Consider the following 21,873-nt stretch of genomic DNA (forward strand, 5'->3'; position numbering starts at 1 on the left):
ATTCCCCGTAGTTTATCCCGTACCTGCAGGTCATGCGGCCCGGGTGCTGGAGGGGAGGATGCCCTGGGGTACGGGGAAATGGGGCTCAAGTACGGGGAGATACGTGACGTTCTCTCGGGGGTACGTGAAGCTTCAATAATCTATTGATGTCGCTTCTTTTTGGGTTCACCGTTGGTTTTAGTCGCCTTTCATAGGCGGTCGCCCCTCGCTAGTTCAATCCGGAGTTTTCCCTCCCCCCCCGATGCCTTCGGGTTGAGCTGGCGAGGGGATTTCTCTGCTCTCGAACCTGTTTTTTGTTGGGGTCGATCACTACACTCTTGTGGCATGGGGGAGAGCATCGGGGATGGCAGGTTGATTGGCCGGGACAGGGCCGTCGATCAGCTCAGCGCTGCCGTCGCCAGCGTCGCCCGCGGCGAGCATCGCTTTGTGGTGGTTGAAGGCCACGCGGGCGTCGGTAAATCCGCCGTCGTTTGGGCTGGACTCCATGCGGCTCAGCATTGGCCGCGCAAGTATGCCTCGCTGGTGCCCACCGACCTCCATGAACTCGGTTCTGCAGCATGCAAGCTCATCCCCGGGATGACCCCGGAACTGGCGGCGGACGTGCCCGTCGCCGTTGACTTTGCCTTGTCCGTCCTCGGCACGTTCGACGAGCCGACCGTCATCATCCTAGAAAACGGTCAGTGGATCGACGCGATCTCCACGGAGATCATGTCGGGGATCCTGCCCTATCTCAGCAACTACCCGGTGTTGTTTATCGGCACTACACGCCCCTCGCTCGAAGATCCGGCGAAACGGTTGATTCACGCAGCGCTCGCGCCCGCGACCACGTCCTACATCGGATTGGCGCCCTTGACCGTCGACGAGAGCCGGGATCTGCTGGCCACACACCTCGGCGTGCCGCTCTCCCCAGCGCTGGCACACCGATTGCACCGCATCACCGGGGGCCTGCCGCTGCTCGTGGAAGACGTCGCCCGCCTGCTGCAGGGAAACCGCCACGACGCGTCCGCTGTCGCGGAAGTTTTCGACGTCTTTGCTGCGCGTTCCTCACGACGCGTTCGCGACTTTGACGCAACGGTGGCCGATGCGCTGACCTATCTCACGCCTGTGGGCCGTCATGTGGTGGAAACGCTCGCCGTGAGCCCGGTCGTCCTCACTCCTGCCCAGCTACGCGCCGCCTGCGGGGTAGAACGCCTCGATCAACGGGAACTGATTGCTCTGCAAGAGGCGGACTTCATCCGCTGGGACGCGCCGCAACGTGGGTTTCGCATTGCCCTCGAACCGATCGCTCAGGCAGTGCGGCAATGGGGCATGGCCCAGGACGAAGCTGTTCAGGGTGTTCTCGCGGCCATCGCCCCGCATCCGGCGGCGGAAGTGATGCGGTTTCTCGAGGGGCCCGCGACCGCGGGCGGCGTCACGACGATTCCCAGCGCCGTAGCGGAGCAAGCGCTCTCGCTCTTGGAGCGCCGTGTGCTCGACCCGCTCATGGAACTTCTGCAGGATTTGGTGCGCACGCACCCGGATGACGCCGTGTTGTCTCTTGTTCTTGCTGTCTGTTGGGACGAGCCCAGGGAGAGCTTCCGTGGCACCATCCGCTATGCGATGCGGGCAACGCGCAGCCCGTTCTTGGCTTCAGTGGCTCGAGCGCTCGAGAGCTTCACGAATGCCCGCTACGAGGCCGCGATCTCCTATCTGTTGGCGGCCGGTGATTCTAAACCGGACCACCCGGCCGCGGCCTATGCGTACCTCCGCGCCGTCGACCGCATCGCACGCACTGATGCGGTGCGCGGAACGCTGCACTTAAGCCACGAGCTGCGCCGGCTGGCCTCAGCACAGCTGCGACGGCTGGAAGAGGAGCTGAGGGCCTCGGATCAGACGGACCTCGACGGATACGTGACTCAGCCTCGGCTCGGTGCGTTGCGGGCGAGCCTTCGGCTGTGGGAAGAATTGGCCGAGCTGGGCCCCGAGTTGGGCCACGTGCGTCCCGGCGAGTTCGCTGACCTGTCCCGTCGCCTCGTCAAACGGCTCGAAGCGGCCCCACACATCGAGGACGATGTGCTGGCCGTGAGGGTGTTTACGGCGGCGCGGGCCCGCGACTTTGGCGATCGGTCTTCCGTCGCCGCCATCCTCGCGCATCGGCCCGTGCTCGAGAACGGGACGGAAGAACTGGTGGCCGACGCCTACGGTCAGTTGGCGTTGACGTACTTCGACGCCGGGCAGTTTGACGGTGCCCAACGGTTCGCAGAGCTAGCCCGGGAACAAGCGTTCGGGACGGGGAACGCGGAACTGTTGCTGACGATGGTGGCCTTGGACGCCCTGGTTCCCGGGACACAGTACGGTGTGGCTGCGGTGAAGCGTACGTTGTCGACAGCGGAACGTGATCCAGAGGTGCGGTGGTACCCCTTCGTGAATTTGGCGACGGCGTACGTGCGGGCTTGGGCGGCCACGGCCGACGGCGATCACGAGGAAGTCGTGGCGTCCCTCCTGCCCGTGTCCGACAACGTCCTCGGCTGGCAGCCCCTAGGCATGGCCGCGCTGACGCTCTTGGCGCGCTCGCAGTACTACGCCGGCGGAACGAGTGTCGCCACGGATTCACTGGGGCTTCTCCACAACCATCGCGTCGCGGCAACCGAGGCCGTCACTGCGTTCGTCACCGCCTACCTGCGTGCCCTGTCTACTGCGACGGACGATCCGCAGGCTGCAGCGCGGCACTACTCGATGGCGCTCGGTGCCTCCGCAGAGATTCCCAACATTGTGACGGAACAACCAGACGGGCGTGGTGGTGGCCTGCGTATCTACCGCGCGTTGGCGGCCTATGACTTCGGGCGCCTCATCGTGGAATCGGGCACAGCCCTGCAGGCCTACGCCAGCGAGGCCCTGCGGGGGGTTCTCTGCGCGGACCAGCTGTGGATCAGCTGTCATGCGACAACGCTTCGGGCCGGAAACTCGGCGCTGATCGGGCGGCTTCGGGAGCTAGCAGTTCATTCCACGAGCCTGGACGAGCCGTCCGAATCGAACGGGGTGGTTGCCGATGCACCCCAAGGATCGTCGGCAGATCTCACGGTGCTGTCGCGTCGCGAACGAGAGATCGGGACTCTCATTGGGCGCGGACTGATGAATCGGGAAATTGCAGATCGGCTCGTCATTTCTGTCAGGACCGCCGAGTACCACGCGGCCAATATCGCGAAGAAGCTGCGGGTCGATTCCCGGGCCGAGGTGCGGCAGATTTTTTCCGGGGGGCGGCGCCGGTGAACCGGTCTGTCATGTCACGCGACGAGCGTCGCGTCGGTTAACGGGAGCTCGGTTCGCTGGCGTCGTTCTGAGGCGACGGCGCGTCGTTCTGGCGCCCAGAAGCGGCGGCCTCGCTCGGGGTCACGCGACGGGGTCTGGTGCCCGGCAGGGTTTCCCGGTACGCACGGGATGCGTGACCAGCGTCGAGATGCTCGGTGATCAGCCGGCGCGCCCAGTCGATGTCCTCGGACCCCGCGCGTGGCACGCTGAGATGAAATTCGCAGGACTCGCAATGCACCTCGTAACGGGCTGCGGCAGCCCGCGCGCGGCGAGTGCGGACGAGGGTCCAGGCCAAGACCGTGACGGCGGCAATCGCAGCTGATCCCAGCAGAATGTCGAGTAGTCCCATGCCCTCATAGTGTCGGTACGGGAGCTTTCGTGACGCCGTCGCAGTCAATGCCCGAAAGGTTTAACCTCAAAATTCACCCCTTGCCGCCGCACAGTGTGATCGGCCCCATATCACCTGCCGGCCACACGGCACATGATCGCTATGCCTGTGGCGCTGCGATCTGGCCCCGTGTGGCGGGGGTCTCGAGTTGGGCTGCGAGCCGCGGGCTGCTAAGATTGAGAGCTGTTGTGCATACCCGTGCCTGACATCCCGCATTTCACGTGACGGCCTCGTTGCAGGGCCCTGGTCGGTGAAGTGTGCAGGCGTTATATGGGAACCGGTTGGAATCAGTCCTCACCTGATGAACTGGTTGAGCGCTACTCGTAACACAGTGCGTGTGTCACCCGACGGATCTCACAGCCGTCGCGGCAGGCGTACTTGACCAGTAACCAAGGAAACGAAGGCAATTACCGTGCGTACGTACACCCCGAAGCCCGGCGACGCAGATCGTCAGTGGCACGTCATTGACGCCACTGATGTCGTTCTGGGCCGTCTCGCCAGCCAGACCGCAACTCTGCTGCGCGGCAAGCACAAGCCGACCTTTGCTCCTCACCAGGACATGGGCGACTTCGTGATCATCGTTAACGCCGAGAAGGTCGCCCTGACCGGCGCCAAGCTCGAGCAGAAGCGCGCATACCGTCACTCCGGCTACCCGGGTGGTCTCAAGTCCGAGACCTACGCTGAGCTGCTGGAGAAGAACCCGGTGCGCGCCGTGGAGAAGGCCATCAAGGGCATGCTCCCGAAGAACAAGCTCGCCGATCAGCAGATGGGCAAGCTCAAGGTTTACGCTGGCGCCGAGCACCCGCACGCCGCCCAGCAGCCCAAGGCATTCGAAATCACCCAGGTCGCACAGTAGCGCTGGGCCCCGAACAAGAGACTAGTTTTCAAGGAGAATCGTGGCTCAGAATACTGAAGAGCTGAACGTGAACGAGGACACCCCCTCGACTTACACCACCGAGTCTGCCCCGGCTGAGGAGACCGTCGCCACGGAGCGTCCGGCCCTCACCATCGGCGGCTCCGCCGTCGGCCGTCGCAAGCAGGCCATTGCTCGCGTGCGCCTGGTTCCCGGCTCCGGCCAGTGGACCATCAACGGCCGTTCGCTGGAGGACTACTTCCCGAACAAGCTGCACCAGCAGGACGTCAACGAGCCGTTCAAGCTCCTCGGCCTCGAGGGCGCCTACGACGTGCAGGCCAACATCACCGGCGGCGGCGACTCCGGTCAGGCCGGTGCCCTGCGCCTCGGCATCGCCCGCTCGCTGAATGAGATCGACCGCGAGAACAACCGTCCGGCCCTGAAGAAGGCTGGCTACCTGACTCGCGATGCTCGCGTGATCGAGCGCAAGAAGGCTGGCCTCAAGAAGGCACGCAAGGCCTCGCAGTTCTCGAAGCGCTAAACCCGCTTTCGGCCGCCACTTCTTTGGCGGCCATCGAAGGCCCGGCAGTGGATTCCGCTGCCGGGCCTTCGCGCGTTGATACGCCGTGGCACTACCTCATCATCTGAAGAGTGCCAGCAGCGGATGAGATCCTTCAGCTCCCGTGCGGCAAAAGCGTTCAGGCCCTGGGGCACGCGCTGTGCGTGCCCCAGGGCCTGAACGCTTTCGTGTTGTTTGCTAGCGCGCCCCGTGAAGCTGCTCGGTCGCCTCGCCTTCCTCGGAGTCTGAGGATTCCCCTTCCTCGAGGGGATCGCGCTCGACGTCCTCGGCGGAGGCCGCCGAAGACCCAGCGGCAGGAACGTGGCCCAGCAGGCTGGTCAGCGTGCCTGCGGCTGCCGCGCGGGCATGTAGCGACTCGACGAGCTCGTCCCACACCTCTTGCAGAACGACGTATTCCGGTCGCCACGGTTTGGCAGGGCCTGCCCAGTGAATCAGCCACGGATCCTCTACCACTTCTTGCTGCGGTACGGAGTTCCACCGGATATCTAGCACGGTGCGCTTCGGGCCGGTGTAGCAGTTCAGGATTTCTTGGTCATTCATGCCGAACTCGCCCGCCATGCCGACGTAGCGGTGGCAGAAGTCATCCTTCCGCATATGAGCCAAGTCCATGACCAAAATGCCGGCGTTGAACGTTGTGAAATCGTACGGCATCATCTCGTGCATACCGCGGCGTAGTCGAGCCGCTGTCGTCCGGTCCAACCGGTTGGCGGCCCGGTAAACGTTGCCGAACCCTGACTCAGCCCAGCTGGCGCGCGACGAGCGCGCGGCAATTGGGTTTTCCCCGAGGTCGGTATTGTACAGGTCCGCGATATCGGCCAACGTCACCGCGTCAATGTCGTGATAGACCACGCGGTCAAGGTCGGGTAGCAGTAGTGGCAACAGCAGGCGGTCCATCGTTGAGACGGTGATGTGCTGCAACATGCCAGCGATGTCGCCGTACTGCACCCGGTCGCAGGGTAAGAAGGTGAATCGAGCCTGCGGGAAGGTCTCGGCCAGCGCGGCGAAGTAATCCGGGCGCAGGTCCCGCGTGAGGACCCAGAAGTGCACGGGCTGGGAGGCGTTCTTCAGAATCGACTCGACGACTACGGGTACCTCGTAGCGGAGGTTCGCGTCCGTCGCTAGGGCGACGTGGACGTCGTCGGGTTGGGCCGGTTCGGTGGTGGAAATGCCGGAGGCGAAGTCAGCCCGGCCCTCCAGAATGGTTTGGCACGCCGAGGCAACATCAAACTGCGGTTTCGGCAGCTCGAACGGCTGGGACGCGTACTCGTTCGCGGCCGCGACATCATCAGCGGTGAGTTCGCGCCAATGGGTGTATACGGCGTCCCGGTCCGCTCCAGAAAGAATCAGCCGATAGACCGACTCGAGCTTCGCCCGCAGACCGTTCTGGATCGCTGCCAGATCCGGCGAGCCAGGGGTGAGGCCATGGAGTCCATCAAACCGAACATCGCCGTCCCGCCCCGGCGTGAATTCCACCGTGCAGCCGAGCGCGGTGGCCGGCAGATAGCAGTGCAGGCGGGAGGTGATGACTTTGCCGTAGTAGCGGTAGCGGTCCAACAGTTCGAGGGCCTCGCGGACATTTGGCCCAAGAGGTGAGCGCCCGACTTCGGGGGAGGCCTGCGTAATGACGTCGACCGTGCTGCCGGCGGGCACCAATGCGCGAATGTCGCTGGTGAGGTTCTTATCCACGACGGCGACCCGCTCAGGGTCCTGCACGCCGGAGGGATCCTCGAAGACCGCATCCACCGTGGTGGTGAGGCAGCCGGAGAAGAACGCCTCAACGCCGACACCGCGCAGCAGGTAGACCGTGGTCCAGTCGCGGCAGCCGATGGGGCCGTGCTTCTTGAGGTAGGCAATCGCCGCGTCCGTCAGCATCTCGCGTCGCTGGATATGGAAGGAGACAAAAATCGGGTTCACGTTCTCGGCGAACGGAAAATTGAACTCACCCTTGAACGGCGGGTGCATGTACCAGCCGAACGCCAGCATCCACGTGTTATCCGGGATGTGGTTGTGGCCGGTGTCGTCCCGGTCCAGGCGTACCAAGTTGGCCTTCGCCGGTGTCTCGAGCTCCGAGCGGAACTCACCACGAGTGCGACTCTGTAGCAGCTCCGCGGTGGACGTCAGGTCCTCGTGGCCGTGGAACTCCAGATTCGTGAAGCGGGTGAGGTGGGTCATGGACCCGATGGTTTGGATGTAATCGCCGATGTTGGCCGATTGACGCGTAAAGTCTGCGTGCTTGTAGTCGAGGACGCCGATGTTGACGGCGTCGTCGTGCCACGCGGGCTGGCCTGCCGCCTCACGATCAGTCATCTCGAACCAAGACTGCAGCCACGCATACTCGTCCAGAGCGCGCGCGGAGAGCGCTGGGGCGTCTGCGCGGTCGGCACGCAACTGGTCATACAGAGTCCGCGCAAACTCGTCCTGATGCTCGCGCAGGGCCAGCGCCACGGCCTCAAACCGGAGCTCGTCCGTGGCGAGCAACTGCGCTGCATGTTCTTGAGTGGAGGCGACCGCGGCGGCCGGATCCCGACGGAACTGCACATCCATCCACTCAGCCGGGACCAACCGTGCGGCCTCGTCCGGGGTCAACGCATCGAAATGATGCTCCGCCAGTTCAATCAGGCTCTGGTACATGGCGACCAGCCCCACGGCGGCGTGGCCGAGGCCTTCAGTGCCTTCGTACTTCAGCAGCGAGTGGCCGATCGAGCGGGCACGCACGTGCTGCTTGTTTGCGAGGAGCTTGCGCACCATGCGCATGATCGCCACGTCGAGGGGATTGCCGTGCTCCAGTTCCTGCCCCAGCACGGCCTGACCCCCCAAGGACTTAATCGCCTTGAGCGCATGACGGCGTGCTTGGGCTGGAGTCTGGGTCCGGCTCAGAGGCATCTGGACTTGCGTGAGGCCGGAGGAGACCGCTGAGCGGAACAAGCGAGCATCCGCGAGCTGCTGCTGCAAACGCTCGATCTGCCCCTCAAGGCGGCGCACCTCGGCATCGCTGGGACGGCCGCCCTGCTGCTCGCGGGCTTCTTGGGCACGGTCGACACCGGAGGTGATTTTGTTGAGAGTAGCTCGGGCGAGACGCTTCCCCTGCGTCATGGCGGTGGCGCGCAGGCGCGCCAGCGGCAAGTTTTCCTGCCGGTCGGTCATGTGATGACTTCCTGTTCGTGGGCAACATCAACTTCGCGGGATTCTCCGCACAAGCGTTTGGATACCACGGTACCGCTCACGGAGGCTGGCACGTCGGATATCCCTCGAGGAGCGGTAAATTGGAGGCCATGACCATTTCCCCTGAGCTGGATGCTGCTGAGGATCGCAGTGCGCTACCGACGCTGGTGAGTTTCTACGCGGGAGACCGCTATTACTACGACGCCGCGGAGTCCCTACGCGCCGACTGCGAGCGGCTCGGCATGCCCCACCACATCGAAGAATTGCCTGCTGAGAATCTCGATTGGGGCGCCATCACGCGCCTCAAGATCGACTTCTACCGACGCATGCACGCCCAGTTCGGTGCCATTCTGTGGGTCGACGTCGATACGCGCTTGGTGCGGTTGCCACGGGAGCTCGCCGGTGGCGGGCTAGACCTCGTGGGTTTCGGCGGACGCTATCAGTACATCCGCAACTATGATCCTTTTCACACGACGCGATTTTGGGTTCCATCCTTCCTCTACTTTGGCAACACGCCCGGCGCCACGGATTTCTTGAACCTGATGGGGGATATCGAGGCGGAAACCACCGAGACCGTTACCGACGACTACGTCTTGCACGAGGCGTGGCTTCGCCACGAGGACATGCTCAACGTCGGATTCCTCGCCCCCGACCTCGTGGCGCGTCCGGCCGAGCCAATCAACGAGAAGCACGTTTTCGTGCACGGAGACAGCGGAAACGTCTCTTCTTTCCGTGGCAAAGTGGCACAGCACCAGCGCTCGGTGGACAACCCCGTGGTCCGGGCCCGTGTGTTCTGCGCCGAAGCCGTGGACGCGATGAAGGCCGGCTCACGCGCGGATGCGGTCTGGCTGAGCCGCCGCGCGCTGGCCACCAAGCCGGACGATTCCCCCGCAGCGATTCAGCTGTCCCGTTACCTCAAGATCGTCAAGCAGCCGCAAGAGGCGCTCGAGGTCCTAGAAGACCAGCTGGCTGACTACCCGCAACTGGATGCGTCTCGGCTCGAGCTGGTGTCTCGCCTCGCCGAGCGGCGCCGTTACGCCGAAGCGCGCGAGCAGTGCCGGCGCCTGATGCAGAGCGAGGATCCGACTGTGGCGGCGCGGGCGAGGTCGACTGACGACGACGTGGCGCGTGAAGAGCGGGCCGCAGCGGCCGGGCTCTCCGCGGCTGATCGTCCACGCATGTGGTGGATGAAGACGCCTTATCCGGGCAATTTTGGGGATGTGCTGAGTCCGTGGATGGTCGAGTGGGTCACGGGCAAGCCGCCCGTCTTCGGCCAGCGTGGTGACAGCCTGCTCGCTATCGGATCGGTCATCAAATTCGCCACGGCAAAGTCGATGGTGTGGGGAGCTGGCACGCCCCGGCGCGGTGACCCGCTGTCCCCGGAGGCGCGTTACGTGGCCGTGCGCGGCCCCATCACCCGGGAGGAAATCCTCGCCAACGGCGGGGACTGTCCGGAAGTCTATGGAGACGCCGGGCTGCTGTTACCCCGTTACATCCCCGCGGCGGCTGAGAAAACGCACGAGGTCGGCTTCATCCGCCACGTCACGCAGGAGAATCTGGAACTGGAGCTGGAGGGCGTCCTCGACATTCGCCTCGCGGGCGTGGGGGAGGACTTCCTGCGCAGCGTCGTTGAGCAGATCACGTCGTGCCGACGCATCATCTCGACGTCGTTGCATGGGGTCATCGTCGCCAACGCCTATGGCATTCCGGCGCGCTGGGCAGTCATCGGGGACGCGTCGGAGGCCATTGCCGGCGACGGGACGAAGTTCGAGGACTACTTCCGTTCGGTGGGTCTGGAATTGCAGACACCGTTGGAGCTCAGTCGTGAGACGCGAATCACTCCGGAGCTAGCGGCGGATCTCCCACCACGCGTCGAGCTCGATTTTGACGCTGAGGCCCTGATCAACGCGCTACGGTCAGGGCTGGAGCAGTAGGAGCTGACGGCCACCCGGGCGGTGGTGGAAGTGCCTCCAGCACCGCCCGCGGGGCCCAGAGGTCAGTATTTTTCAGTTGTGGGCTCTAGGATAGGCAAATCATGAGCAGACTATTTGGTACGGACGGTGTCCGTGGAAAAGCGAACGGGCTGATCACTCCGCAGCTAGCGATGTCGCTGGCGCAGGCGGCCGCCGTCGTGCTCGGTTTCAATCAGGTCGAGGCCGGCAAGCGGCCGGTGGCGGTCATCGCCAAGGATTCGCGCATTAGCGGCGATTTCATTTCGGCGGCGATCGAGTCTGGCCTCGCTGCGGCGGGCGTCGATGTGTACGACGCCGGAACGCTGCCAACGCCAGCGGCCGCCTACCTCGTGGCGGATCTGGACGCTGACTTCGGCGTGATGGTTTCGGCCTCTCACAATCCTGCGCCGGACAACGGTATCAAGTTCCTGGCCCGAGGCGGTCAGAAGCTGGATGACGCGTTGGAAGACGCCATCGAAGCTCAGCTGGAGCTTGAGCCACCGCGCCCCTTCGGCGGGGAGGTCGGGCGGATCCGGCGCTTTGCCGACGCCGAGGACCGGTATGTGGTGCACCTGCTGAGTACCATGCCGAACCGGCTGGGCGGGCTTAAAGTGGTCCTCGACTGCGCCCACGGCGCGGCCAGCGGCTGCTCACCGGAGGTGTTTAAGGACGCCGGCGCGGACGTGGTCGTCATCGGGGCGGATCCGGATGGCGTGAATATCAATGCGGGCTATGGATCTACCCATCTGGAAAAGCTGCAGCGGGCTGTCGTTGAGCAAGGGGCGGACCTCGGGATCGCGCACGACGGCGACGCGGACCGTTGCCTAGCCGTCGATCACGAGGGATCGGTCGTCGATGGCGATCAGATCATGGCGATCATGGCCACCACCTTGAAGGAGCAGGGCAAACTCACCAAGAACACGCTGGTGGCCACGGTGATGAGTAATCTGGGCCTCAAGCTCGCGATGGAAGCCGCCGGCATCGACATCGCGGAAACCGCGGTCGGCGACCGCTACGTGCTGGAGGCCATGCGAGCCCAGGGCTACAACTTGGGCGGCGAGCAGTCGGGGCATGTGATCTTCGCGGACCATGCGACGACGGGCGACGGAGTCCTCACGGGCCTCCACATCGCGGCCCGGGTGGCCGCGACGGGCAAGTCGCTCAAGGAGCTTGCGGCCGTCATGGAGGTCTTGCCGCAGGTGCTGATCAACGTCAACGACGTCGACAAGGCGGCCGTGGCGTCCAACGCCGTGGTGTCCGCCGAAGTCGCGGCCGTGGAAGCTGAGCTGGGGGACAACGGGCGCGTCTTGCTCCGCCCATCCGGCACGGAGCCCGTGGTGCGCGTCATGGTTGAAGCCACGGAGAAGCCGACGGCGGAACAGATGGCGCGGCGATTGGCCACCGTGGTCCAAACCGAGCTGGCGCTCGCCGGCGCCTAGGCAAGACAGCACGCGCAGGAGGGCGGCTCGAATCGGGCCGCCCTCCTGCGCGTGTGTAGTGTTGCGGGGCTAGCGCTGCCGGCGCTGTTCCATCCATTGTCGGCCCGCGGACGGCAGGCGCATGGCAAAGCGCGCGATGCGGCGAAGACGGGCGAGGGCGAGTGTTCGGGCCGGGGCATCGAGCAGGCGAAGGTCAGTCGCCGCGAGCTGCTCGCGGCTGGGGAAGAGTCCCTGCAGGACGTACTTGGGACGCCGAGCCCAGGGCAGTGAGTGCAGGTGCAGCAAGCGAAAGACCCCGGGCTCGGTGACTTCTGTGCGACGCAACCATTCCAAGCTCGGTGCGGGGAACGTGCCGCGATCGGCGTTGGGGTATGCCTCGCGAGCGAAAGCCCGCAGGGGGCCGAGAGAGCCGGTTCGCTGAGCCAGGTCCCGAAGATCTTCCCAGTCGGGTCGCGGGGCCTCTGAAATGAGAAAACGCCGCTCGGAGATGTTGATGGGCTTGTTGTGTTCCCGCAGGGCGTGCAGCGCCTGAATGAGGTACGTTGCGGTGGGATCTAGGGCCCACACGGCTCGCGCACCCAGTGTCGTTGAGCGTCGACGCTCCCAGAGCGCCTCAAAGACGCTCGAATCCTGAGATTCGAGGCCGGGATAGGCGTAGTGCACGTCAATATCGCTGGGCCACTGGGGGTGGTACATGGTGACCGAGTGCAGTGGATGCTCGCCGTCGTGCGTGGTCGGCCGTCGCCGCCAGCCCCGTTGGGAGAGTGCCTCGACCATGACGGGCAGCGAGTCGCGTTCGACGAGCAGGTCAACATCACTCGACGGGCGTTGAGACCGGATTCCGAGCTCGGTCGCGGGAGGGCCCTTCAGGATGAGAGCGCGCACTGCGTGATCCTCTGCCACGCGTGAGACCAGCGCGGCGGCGAGGGGAACGGCCTCGTCCATCCTGAGGTCCACGCGTCCTCCAACTCTTTCGGCTCAAGTTTCCCTCAGACTACCCGTGACCGGCGCCGCTGGCATGCAAAAAGGCTGGTGGGGCCGTCATGTGGCCCCACCAGCCTGGTGGTCAAGGGGTGGTTACTTCGCGGTTTTGAGGGAATCGCGGATCTCGGTGAGGAGGGCGACTTGAGGATCGACGGCCTCCTCCTCGTCGTCGAGGCCGATGCCCAGCCGGCGGTTGCGAGCCTCGATCATCTTGTTCATCGGAATGACCACCACAAAATAGATGGCTGCGGCGATCAGCAGGAAGTTGACGATGGCCGTCAGGACGGCACCGATGGCGATCTCATTGCCATTGAGGGTGACGAGGAGGAACTCGTCGAAGTTCGGGGACCCGACGAGCGCGGAAATCAGTGGCATCAGCACGCGCTCCACGAGCGCGGTCACGACGGCGCCGAAGGCGCCTCCGAGGACCACTGCGACGGCAAGGTCAACGACGTTGCCCTTCATGATGAATTCTTTGAATCCGTGAATCATGGTTCACAGATTACAGCGGCATAGACCGAACTCACTAGAGATACTTGGTTAAATCTTGCGTAAGAGCATTCTCCTGATGGAATGGTCCGCATCCTTGCTTAGGACCAGCTGGGCCCGTCCGCGGGTGGGCAGCACGTTCTCTCGCAAGTTCGGCTCGTTGATGCGCCGCCAAATATCGAGGGCCGTGGCTCGGGCCTCTTCATCCGTCAACGTCGAGTAGCGGTGGAAGTAGGACGCCGGATCAGCGAACGCGCCGCTGCGCAGCTTCATGAATCGCTTGACGTACCACTCCTCAATATCCTGCGTCCGGGCGTCAACGTAGAGGGAAAAATCGAAGAAGTCACTGAGCGCAAGTCCCGCCGTTCCATTGGTTCGGATGCGAGCCGGTTGGAGGACATTGAGCCCCTCGACGATGAGCACATCCGGCTTGCGGACCACCACCTCTTCGTCGTCAAGGATGTTGTAGGTCAGGTGGGAGTACATCGGGGCGCGAACTTCTTCCGCACCTGACTTCACCGCGGCAACAAAACGCAGCAGCGCACGGCGATCGTAAGACTCCGGGAAGCCCTTCCGGTGCATGATGCCGCGGCGTTCCAGCTCCTCATTGGGGTAGAGGAAGCCGTCCGTGGTGACCAACTGTACGTCCGGGGTGTCCGGCCAACGGCGCAGCAGCTCACGCAGCACGCGCGCGGTGGTCGACTTGCCGACGGCAACGGAGCCGCCGACGCCGATGACGAACGGGGTGCGCTGCGTGGCCTCGCCGAGGAAGGTGCTGGTCACGCGATGAAGGTGACCAGCCCCCTGCACGTAGAGATAGAGCAGGCGGGAGAGCGGTAGGTAGACCTCGCGGATCTCGGCCAAGCTGAGTTGTTCCCCCAACCCGCTGAGCCGATCCAGATCGTCCATATTTAATGGCTGCTCGATGGAATGAGCCAGACGCGACCACGTCTCGCGTTCGAGTTCGATGAAGGGGGAGACGCCGTTGTCATTTGCCCGGGAATCAGTCACCCGCAACATTCTGCCAAAGGCTCACGCGCACACTAAACCGTGTCGCAGATGCCCTCCCCGTGGGGACAATGAGGGGCGGTACCCTTGAGGGCATGTGTGGAATCGTTGGTTATGTTGGCGGTGCGTCGAAGTCTTCTGGTGCTCATGGTGCTGTGGATGTGGTGTTGGAGGGGTTGCGCCGGTTGGAGTATCGGGGCTATGACTCGGCTGGTGTTGCGGTGTTGGGTGATGGTGGTCTTGAGTTTCGGAAGAAGTCGGGCAAGCTGACGAATCTGGTGGGGGCGATTGAGGCCTCCCCGTTGCCGGTGTCGTTGACGGGTATTGGTCATACGCGGTGGGCGACCCATGGTGGGCCGTCGGATGAGAACGCGCATCCGCATGTGGCTGATGAGGGCCGGTTGGCGTTGATTCATAACGGGATTATTGAGAATTTCGCGGAGATCAAGCAGGAGTTGCTGGCCGCGGGCCACGAGTTCGCCTCGGAGACGGATACTGAGGTTGCTGCGGTATTGCTCGCGGAGGTGTATCGGGGTGAGGCTGCCGGGGATTTAACGCGTTCGATGGAGTTGGTCTCGCAGAAGCTCGAGGGTGCGTTTACGTTGTTGGCGGTGCATGAGGAGCATCCTGGTGTGGTGGTTGCTGCGCGCCGGAATTCGCCGTTGGTGGTGGGTTTGGGTCAGGGGGAGAATTTCCTGGGCTCGGATGTGTCGGGCTTTATTGATTTCACGCGGCGTGCGGTGGAGTTGGGTCAGGATCAGATCGTGACGATTACTCCGGAGTCGCATCGGATCACTGATTTTGAGGGCAACCCTGCTGAGGGTAAGGAATTCACGGTGGATTGGGATGCTGCGGCCGCGGAGAAGGGTGGTTTTGCCTCGTTCATGGAGAAGGAGGTCCATGATCAGCCGGCGGCGGTGGCGGATACGTTGTTGGGTCGGTCGGATTCTGAGGGCCGGTTGACTCTGGACGAGCTGCGCATTGATCCGGGCCAGCTTAAGCGGGTCAATAAGATCATTGTGTTGGCGTGTGGGACGTCGGCGTATGCGGGGTCGGTGGCGAAGTACGCGATTGAGTCGTGGTGCCGGATCCCGGTGGAGGTGGAGCTCTCTCATGAGTTCCGGTATCGGGAGCCGATCGTGGATGCGGACACGTTGGTGGTGTCGATCTCGCAGTCGGGCGAGACGATGGATACGTTGATGGCGGTCCGGTATGCGAAGGAGCAGGGGGCGAAGACCCTGTCGATTTGTAATACGAATGGGTCCACGATTCCGCGCGAGTCGGACGCGGTGCTGTATACGCATGCGGGTCCGGAGATCGCGGTGGCTTCGACGAAGGCGTTTTTGGCGCAGATTGTTGCGACGTACATTCTTGGCCTGTACTTGGCGAGCCTGCGGGGGAACCTGTTTACCGGTCAGATCCGGGACATCATGGCGGATCTGAATAAGATTCCGGGCAAGATCACGGACATCCTGGACCGCGAGGACGAGATCAAGGAGTTGGCTCGTTCGATGAAGGACGAGGCGTCGGTGTTGTTCCTGGGCCGGCATGTGGGGTACCCGGTCGCGATGGAAGGGGCGTTGAAGCTCAAGGAGATCGCGTACATTCACGCTGAGGGTTTCGCGGCGGGCGAGTTGAAGCACGGACCGATCGCGTTGATCGATGACGGGCAGCCGGTGTTCGTCGTGGTCCCGTCCAAGCGGGGCCGGGACTCGTTGCACGCGAAGGTCGTTTCGAATATTCAGGAAGTCCGGGCCCGTGGGGCACGCACTCTGGTCATCGCGGAAGAGGGTGACGAGGCGGTGCGGGAGTACTCCGAGTTCGTGTTCTATGTCCCGGAGACCCCGACCCTGCTCATGCCGTTGCTGACCGTGGTCCCTCTACAGATCTTCGCTTGCGAACTCGCCTCCGCGAAGGGCTACGACGTGGACCAGCCCCGCAACCTCGCCAAATCCGTCACCGTCGAATAATCGCCCATGATCGTCGGAATTGGTGTGGACGTGGTGCAGGTGTCCCGCTTCAAGCAGCAGCTCGAGCGGACCCCTGCACTGCGCGAGCGGCTTTTTGTCCCCGCGGAACGGGACCTGCCTCTGAGATCATTGGCGGCTCGCTTCGCCGCGAAAGAAGCCATTGCGAAGGCGCTCGGCGCTCCGGCGGGCATGAACTGGCAGCACTGTCAGGTGGTGAAGGACGACGCGGGTGACCCCCATGTTCTCGTCGATGGAACGGTGGCCGACGTGGCGGCACGGAAAGGCGTCCAGAAGTGGCATCTCACCATGAGCCATGACGGGGACTTGGCCACCGCCATGGTGGTCGCGGAACGCTTGTCATGAGGCCGGTCTTTACCGGAGCTGAGGTGCGTTCCGCCGAACAGCCTCTCCTCGACGCGGGGCTCGGACCTGAGCTCATGCGACGAGCGGCTCACGGCTTGGCCCAGCACGTCATCGAGGTGTTGAAGGGGACGGTTTCCGCGGGCCAACTCGCCGAATCCCGCGATCGCCGGGGGCGACGACGGCCCCACGCTGCCCGCATCTACGGCGCCCGCGTTGCCGCGTACGTTGGAACGGGAAACAACGGCGGCGACGCACTCTACGCGCTCGCTACCTTGCGTCGGCGCGGCGTGCACTGCGTCGCCCTGCTGACCGGCGAGCGGTGCCACGCGGCTGGACTCGCCGCATTGCGATCCGCCGGTGGCCGCGCACTGTCGATCAGCGATCCGGAGGCACCGGCTGTCCTAGAGCGAGCCGACGTCGTCATCGATGCCATGCTCGGCACCGGATCGCGCGTGACGGACGAGCCTCGCCCCATCGAGTTGATCGCACCCGCGGAGCACGTTCACATCGTTGCGTGTGATCTGCCCTCCGGTGTTGACGCCGCCACGGGCCGCGCAGAACCCGGGGCCCTGAGGGCGGACAGCACGGTGACGTTCGGTGCTGTGAAGTGTGGACTCGTGATGGGAGAGGGGCGACAACTCGCCGGCGAGGTGCGGGTGGTCGACATCGGGTTGAGGCCCTATCTCCCGGAGGCCCGGGTGCAGCACGTGGAGGTTCACACAGCGGCTTGTTCCGACTCCGCCCCACCGTGGAACGCGCACAAGTATTCTCGTGGTGTCGTCGGACTCATCGCCGGATCCGAACAGTATCCCGGAGCCGCGGTCCTCACCGCGCGCAGTGCGGTCAACGCGGGCATCGGGATGCTCGTGGCGTGCCCGCCGGAGGGTGCCTCGACAGTACGCCAACTGCTTTTGGGTGCACTGCCGGAGGTAGTGGTCTCGGAACACGCCGACGACGGCGTCAGGGAACGCATCAGTGCCTGGGTGCTGGGGCCGGGCGTGGGTGAGGACCAACGCCTTCGGGACGCCGTCGTGCAGGTCCTAGATTCGGGGGCGCCGGCTGTGCTGGATGCCAGCGGACTGGCCTACACCGGGCCCGGCGCTGCGGCGGGCCCGCTGCTCCTGACGCCGCATGCTGGGGAGCTGACGGCGCTGCTCACGCGGTGCGGAGAGCACGTGACGGCGGCTGACGTGGCAAAGGATCCGTTGCGGTGGACTCGGCGCGCGGCGGAAGCCTACGGGGCCGTCGTGTTGCTCAAGGGGCCGGAGACGGTGATTGCTTCGCCCGCTGGGCACTGCCGCGTGGTGACGGGAGCTCCTTCCACGCTTGCTACGGCGGGGAGCGGCGATGTCCTCGCAGGCCTTGCGGGTGCGGAAATGGCTCGGGATCGGGAGCTAGTGAACGGCCCAGGCACCGCTACCGATGAACGGGTGGCCGGCCGTCTGATGGCCGCCGCGGTCACGGCGACGGTGCGTCACGCGCGCGCTGGCCTCGCACTGGGCGCCCATGGATTCGCTGCTTCCGGCCTCGCGGCCGCTCTTGGTGCACCCTCGGCTTAGTACGCGCCGGACTTACTGAAGACCGCCTTGGCCGTCTTGAGAATGATGATGAAGTCCTGGGTCAGGGACCAATTCTCCACGTAGTAGAGGTCTAAGCGCACCGATTCGTCCCAGGTCAGGTCCGAGCGACCACTCACCTGCCACAAGCCGGTGATACCTGGAGTGACCATGAGCCGGCGATGGACGAAATCCTCATACGTGTCGACTTCTTGGGGTAGCGGAGGGCGTGGGCCTACCAGACTCATTTCGCCTCGGAGGACGTTCCAGAGCTGCGGAAGCTCGTCGATGCTGCAGCGCCGGATGAAGGCGCCCAGCTTCGTAATGCGCGGATCCTGCTTCATCTTGAACAGGACGCCGTTGCCTTCTGATGCGGCGCGTAGTTCGGCCAATCGCTGCTCGGCGTCCACCACCATCGAACGGAACTTGTGCATGTAGAAGGGGCGCCCATCGATACCGATGCGCCGCTGGTGAAAGAACACGGGCCCCGGGTCATCAAACCGGATCAGCACGGCCAAGAGCAGCATGAAGGGCGCCAAAATGACCAAGCCGAGCGCCGCGAAGAAGACGTCGAAAGCGCGCTTGGCGAACCGCTTGATGCCTTTCAGCTCAGGAGCCGAGACGTGGATGAGCGGTAGACCAGCAATGGGTTGGGTGTGGATGCGAGGACCAGCCACGTCCGTGAGTGCTGGCGCCATGATCATCTGCACGCCGCGGGCCTGAAGTTCCCAACCGAGCCGGCGCACGAGGGCAGGTGCTAGGGACGAACCGCTGGAAATTGCGACGGTGTCGGCGTACGCCTCATCGATAGACGTCAGGATGTCACTCAGTGTGGAGCCGCGACTGACGTACTCGAGATCTACGGTGTGGCTTTCGTCGGCGTCGTGCTGTGGCAAGAACGCGCCGACCGGGCTGTACCCGGCGCCGGCATCATCACGCAGGCTACCGGCGAGGTGATTGACGGCCTCGGGGCCACCAATGAGGAGGACCCTTCGCGAAAGCTTGCCGTGATTACGGGCTGCACGGATGTACTTTCTCGCGCCCCAGCGGCCGAAGAGCAGGAGGAGCAGCCCGAGAGGTAGAGCAATGCCCACGTATCCGCGGGCCGTGTCCACACGGGCGGCATAGGACAATATGGCCAGTCCACCGAAGAGGTAGAGGGAAGCTGCGGCCACGCGTTTGTACTCTTCGAGGCCGGCGCCGAGGAACCGATCGTCCCGCGTGTTCCAACCAGTGAGAGCAAGCCACCAGAGGGCCCCGATGGCAATCCCCAGTGCGGCGTAGGAAATGTCAAAGGTGAACGGGAGGGACTCAGAAACTGACGCGTTTGTCGTCGCCCCGAATCTGACCAAGTGGGCAACCACAACTGCAGCCGTGATCATGACTGCGTCAATGACTGCAAGCTGGCGACGCAGTAGAGCACGCCATTGTACGGCAGGCAGTTGAGTTAAGGCCCCCCACTTTGCGCTGCCAGCTATCTCTCTAGAGAGTGACATTCCGTTACCACCACTCGTAGTGCGCATTCCGTTGCTGGTCATCCTATAGCGATAGCGTGGTGCATCACACTTGTTCAACATTCGAGCCCTAGGACCGGAGACGGGCGTAGGGCATGAGCTACGGCTGGTTTAGGTTCCCACTGCTATCGGCCGCTGATCAGCTCGGATGCGTGGCGCCGGTTATGGAAGTGTTGGTCCATAAGCCGTATAGGCTGTTGTCGACTAGTGGAGGGGGCAGGCTTGAAGATTCTGCATGTGACCGAATGCTATGCAGGTGGCGTGAGCCGGGCCATCAACTCTCTGAGTGAAGCCACGAAACAGCATTCGCACTCGATTATCAAGCACGGCGTTGATCGTCCTGAGCCTGAATTATTTGACCGTGTGGAGGATCTCGGTAAAGGTCATCTTCGCCGCTTTCGAGCGGTCTACAGGGCGTTTCGAAGTTTCAGTCCGGATCTCGTGATCGCTCACTCAAGTTGGGCTGGATTCTATGCGAGGAGCACTTTGCCTCCACGGACTGTGCTCTATGAGCCTCACTGTTATGTATTCGATGACCCGGGACGCACCTGGATTGCTCGGCAGACTTACCGTGCGGCTGAGAAGCTATTCGCTCCGCTTTCCCTCGGTACGCTGGTGCTCTCAGAACATGAGGACCGCCTGGCCAAAGAGCTTCATCGACGAGGCAAGCGGTTCGCCCTGCCGAATGCACCCACTCTGCCCGTGCTTGAAAGTGCAGAGCGCCGTAAGACAATGCTCTCTTCGGGATACCTCAATGTCGTCATGGTGGGACGGCTTGCCCCGCAAAAAGATCCGGATTTTTTTGCGTCGGTAGCCCAGTTGGTGCACGGAAGCGGCATTCGACTGACGTGGATTGGCGATGGAGACGCAGCGTATCGGCACAAGCTGGAGGGCGCGGGAGTAGAAGTTACTGGCTGGCTCGACGCCGCTGCGCTTCAGGAGCGGCTGAAGGCGGCTGATATTTACTTCCACTCGGCGTCGTACGAAGGGTTCCCCCTGAGTGTCCTGGACGCTTGGGCGGTTGGGCTGCCCGTCTTCAGCCGCGACATTCCATGTTTTGCCGGTACCGGCGTGAAAACGGTGCAATCCGAGGCCGACGCTGCTCAACTGCTGGTCGGCCTCCAGGGTAATCCCCGGCTTCTCGACGACGCGTACGCTGCCCGGGACGAGGGGATGCGACGCTTTAACTTGCCAGCACAGGCTGCAGCATTTCAGCGTATGCTGAGCGAGCTCGGGTTTAGAACTGACTAAGAACGCTATGAAAATTTATATGCCGAGCCGGATCATCGATCGCCATGTTGGCGGCAACACGACGTATGCACGGAGACTGGCCAGCGGCTTAGTTTCCCGTGGATATGACATCGCCCGCATACCAGCTGGACGTCATCCGGCGCTGACGATGGTTAGCGAATCAATGTTCGGCTTGTTGCCGAAAGCTGGAAGCTCTGTCCTGCACTATGTCGCGGACACTGGCCCTTTGCTCCGCCAGCGTATGCCAACCGTGGTAACTGTGCACGGGGTGGCGAGCAATCGAATCTCGGGGGTGAGGAATCCTCGGGCCGAGACGATCTGGCGCGCCCGCGTGGGCCGTGCGATTGCCTCGACGGACGAAGTTATCACTGTTTCCGAGTCCAGCGCCCAAGACATTGTTGACGTTTTCGGCGTTGAACGGGACCGCATCAATGTGATCCGCCATGGCATGGAAACTCATCTGTTCTCGACCCCGCAGCGGCTCTCGGATCAGATGACAGCTAAAATCCCACGTGAATTCGTGTTGTATCTGGGCAACATCGAACCGCGAAAGAACGTCGACAACCTCGTGGCTGCATTCTCCACGCCAGAAGTAAGTGCGCTGGGCGTTCCCCTGGTCATTGCTGGTAAACCTGCTTGGGACGCCGACGACACCATGAAAAAAATCGAGGCAGCGGCCAACATCATCTATCTCGGTTTCGTGTCGGACGAGGACCGGGTGGCACTGATGCAACAGGCACAAGTCTTCGCCTTCCCCAGTCGATACGAGGGCTTTGGGTTTCCCGTGCTGGAGGCACTGGCAGCCGGAAGCGTTGTGATTACTTCCCGAGCAGGATCGCTGGCTGAGGTCGCCGGTCCCTCGTTAGTCTTTGATTCTTTGGACGTCGACGGCGTCGCTCACGGCATCGTGCGCGCTCTCACCGATACGGTGTCTCGGCATCGTGTCGAAAGGGAAGGCTTGGCCTGGGCCGAATCGTTCTCTTGGGAAGCTAGCATTACCGCGCACGAGTCCGTCTACAATCGTGCAAACATTCGCTGAATAAGCACTGAACTGACGCTGCCGTTCAAGGAGACCA

16 protein-coding genes are annotated in these 21,873 nt (G+C 63.3%); 10 read left to right on the plus strand and 6 right to left on the minus strand.

Annotation, left to right across the window (positions count from 1 at the left end):
* Positions 1–324: 324 nt before the first annotated feature.
* Positions 325–3,249: a LuxR C-terminal-related transcriptional regulator gene (locus IW252_RS11090; RefSeq protein ID WP_196836607.1), complete on the plus strand. Its 2,925-nt coding sequence runs from the start codon at positions 325–327 to the stop codon at positions 3,247–3,249.
* A gap of 37 nt (positions 3,250–3,286) precedes the next feature.
* Here IW252_RS11090 and IW252_RS11095 read toward each other — a convergent pair whose 3' ends face one another.
* The gene (locus IW252_RS11095; RefSeq protein WP_196836608.1) at positions 3,287–3,637 is read right to left on the minus strand and encodes a hypothetical protein; all 351 of its coding nucleotides are present in this window, start codon (positions 3,635–3,637) and stop codon (positions 3,287–3,289) included.
* Between the two features lie 451 nt (positions 3,638–4,088).
* On the opposite strand from IW252_RS11095, the gene rplM reads away from it, so the two are divergent.
* Together rplM and rpsI are read left to right on the plus strand one after the other, a co-directional pair.
* Positions 4,089–4,532, plus strand: a complete 444-nt coding sequence (gene rplM / locus IW252_RS11100) for a 50S ribosomal protein L13 (RefSeq protein ID WP_196836609.1) — start codon at positions 4,089–4,091, stop codon at positions 4,530–4,532.
* Positions 4,533–4,572: 40 nt separating this feature from the next.
* Positions 4,573–5,070, plus strand: a complete 498-nt coding sequence (rpsI, locus tag IW252_RS11105) for a 30S ribosomal protein S9 (protein WP_196836610.1) — start codon at positions 4,573–4,575, stop codon at positions 5,068–5,070.
* 216 nt (positions 5,071–5,286) lie between these two features.
* Here the strand turns inward: rpsI and IW252_RS11110 are convergent, their stop codons facing one another.
* Entirely contained in the window at positions 5,287–8,253 is a 2,967-nt protein-coding gene (locus IW252_RS11110; protein ID WP_196836611.1) for a glycosyltransferase, read from the minus strand.
* Positions 8,254–8,381: 128 nt separating this feature from the next.
* On the opposite strand from IW252_RS11110, the gene IW252_RS11115 reads away from it, so the two are divergent.
* A complete protein-coding gene (locus IW252_RS11115) occupies positions 8,382–10,205 on the plus strand; it encodes a polysaccharide pyruvyl transferase family protein (protein ID WP_196836612.1) in 1,824 nt (607 codons plus the stop codon).
* Between the two features lie 101 nt (positions 10,206–10,306).
* Positions 10,307–11,662: a phosphoglucosamine mutase gene (gene glmM / locus IW252_RS11120; protein ID WP_196836613.1), complete on the plus strand. Its 1,356-nt coding sequence runs from the start codon at positions 10,307–10,309 to the stop codon at positions 11,660–11,662.
* Between the two features lie 69 nt (positions 11,663–11,731).
* Here glmM and IW252_RS11125 read toward each other — a convergent pair whose 3' ends face one another.
* From IW252_RS11125 to coaA, 3 genes are all read right to left on the minus strand, one after another.
* A complete protein-coding gene (locus tag IW252_RS11125; RefSeq protein WP_196836614.1) occupies positions 11,732–12,619 on the minus strand; it encodes a nucleotidyltransferase family protein in 888 nt (295 codons plus the stop codon).
* 120 nt (positions 12,620–12,739) lie between these two features.
* Positions 12,740–13,138, minus strand: a complete 399-nt coding sequence (mscL, locus tag IW252_RS11130; RefSeq protein WP_196836615.1) for a large conductance mechanosensitive channel protein MscL — start codon at positions 13,136–13,138, stop codon at positions 12,740–12,742.
* Between the two features lie 48 nt (positions 13,139–13,186).
* Entirely contained in the window at positions 13,187–14,155 is a 969-nt protein-coding gene (gene coaA, locus IW252_RS11135; RefSeq protein ID WP_196836616.1) for a type I pantothenate kinase, read from the minus strand.
* 83 nt (positions 14,156–14,238) lie between these two features.
* Between coaA and glmS the strand changes: the two genes are divergently transcribed.
* Genes glmS through IW252_RS11150 form a run of 3 tightly spaced genes read left to right on the plus strand, consistent with a single transcriptional unit; the run spans position 14,239 to position 18,035 of the window.
* A complete protein-coding gene (glmS, locus tag IW252_RS11140; protein WP_196836617.1) occupies positions 14,239–16,113 on the plus strand; it encodes a glutamine--fructose-6-phosphate transaminase (isomerizing) in 1,875 nt (624 codons plus the stop codon).
* A 6-nt stretch (positions 16,114–16,119) separates the two neighbouring features.
* The gene (locus IW252_RS11145; protein WP_196836618.1) at positions 16,120–16,476 is read left to right on the plus strand and encodes a holo-ACP synthase; all 357 of its coding nucleotides are present in this window, start codon (positions 16,120–16,122) and stop codon (positions 16,474–16,476) included.
* Positions 16,473–18,035: an NAD(P)H-hydrate dehydratase gene (locus IW252_RS11150; RefSeq protein ID WP_196836619.1), complete on the plus strand. Its 1,563-nt coding sequence runs from the start codon at positions 16,473–16,475 to the stop codon at positions 18,033–18,035. The genes IW252_RS11145 and IW252_RS11150 overlap by 4 nt, the downstream gene beginning before the upstream one ends.
* On the opposite strand, the gene IW252_RS11155 is transcribed toward IW252_RS11150, so the two are convergent.
* Complete coding sequence (locus IW252_RS11155; protein ID WP_231365994.1) at positions 18,032–19,414, minus strand: sugar transferase; 1,383 nt, start codon at positions 19,412–19,414, stop codon at positions 18,032–18,034. The two genes, IW252_RS11150 and IW252_RS11155, sit on opposite strands and share 4 nt — an antisense overlap.
* 354 nt (positions 19,415–19,768) lie before the next feature.
* Here IW252_RS11155 and IW252_RS11160 point away from each other — a divergent pair, with 354 nt between their 5' ends.
* A complete protein-coding gene (locus tag IW252_RS11160) occupies positions 19,769–20,797 on the plus strand; it encodes a glycosyltransferase family 4 protein (protein ID WP_196836621.1) in 1,029 nt (342 codons plus the stop codon).
* A 7-nt stretch (positions 20,798–20,804) separates the two neighbouring features.
* On the plus strand, positions 20,805–21,836 hold the full coding sequence (locus IW252_RS11165; RefSeq protein WP_196836622.1) for a glycosyltransferase family 4 protein: 1,032 nt from the start codon (positions 20,805–20,807) through the stop codon (positions 21,834–21,836).
* The last annotated feature ends 37 nt before the right edge of the window (positions 21,837–21,873 follow it).

It is taken from the genome of Zhihengliuella flava (genome assembly GCF_015751895.1).
GTDB lineage: Bacteria > Actinomycetota > Actinomycetes > Actinomycetales > Micrococcaceae > Zhihengliuella > Zhihengliuella flava.

What these genes read in the sequence shown, in the direction of transcription:
- IW252_RS11155 (WP_231365994.1), bottom strand. Translation starts at nt 19,414, where the DNA reads ATGATCACGGCTGCAGTTGTGGTTGCCCACTTGGTCAGATTCGGGGCG.
- glmS (WP_196836617.1), top strand. Translation starts at nt 14,239, where the DNA reads ATGTGTGGAATCGTTGGTTATGTTGGCGGTGCGTCGAAGTCTTCTGGT.
- IW252_RS11165 (WP_196836622.1), top strand. Translation starts at nt 20,805, where the DNA reads ATGAAAATTTATATGCCGAGCCGGATCATCGATCGCCATGTTGGCGGC.
- IW252_RS11150 (WP_196836619.1), top strand. Translation starts at nt 16,473, where the DNA reads ATGAGGCCGGTCTTTACCGGAGCTGAGGTGCGTTCCGCCGAACAGCCT.
- IW252_RS11115 (WP_196836612.1), top strand. Translation starts at nt 8,382, where the DNA reads ATGACCATTTCCCCTGAGCTGGATGCTGCTGAGGATCGCAGTGCGCTA.
- IW252_RS11110 (WP_196836611.1), bottom strand. Translation starts at nt 8,253, where the DNA reads ATGACCGACCGGCAGGAAAACTTGCCGCTGGCGCGCCTGCGCGCCACC.
- mscL (WP_196836615.1), bottom strand. Translation starts at nt 13,138, where the DNA reads ATGATTCACGGATTCAAAGAATTCATCATGAAGGGCAACGTCGTTGAC.
- glmM (WP_196836613.1), top strand. Translation starts at nt 10,307, where the DNA reads ATGAGCAGACTATTTGGTACGGACGGTGTCCGTGGAAAAGCGAACGGG.
- IW252_RS11145 (WP_196836618.1), top strand. Translation starts at nt 16,120, where the DNA reads ATGATCGTCGGAATTGGTGTGGACGTGGTGCAGGTGTCCCGCTTCAAG.
- coaA (WP_196836616.1), bottom strand. Translation starts at nt 14,155, where the DNA reads ATGTTGCGGGTGACTGATTCCCGGGCAAATGACAACGGCGTCTCCCCC.
- IW252_RS11090 (WP_196836607.1), top strand. Translation starts at nt 325, where the DNA reads ATGGGGGAGAGCATCGGGGATGGCAGGTTGATTGGCCGGGACAGGGCC.
- IW252_RS11095 (WP_196836608.1), bottom strand. Translation starts at nt 3,637, where the DNA reads ATGGGACTACTCGACATTCTGCTGGGATCAGCTGCGATTGCCGCCGTC.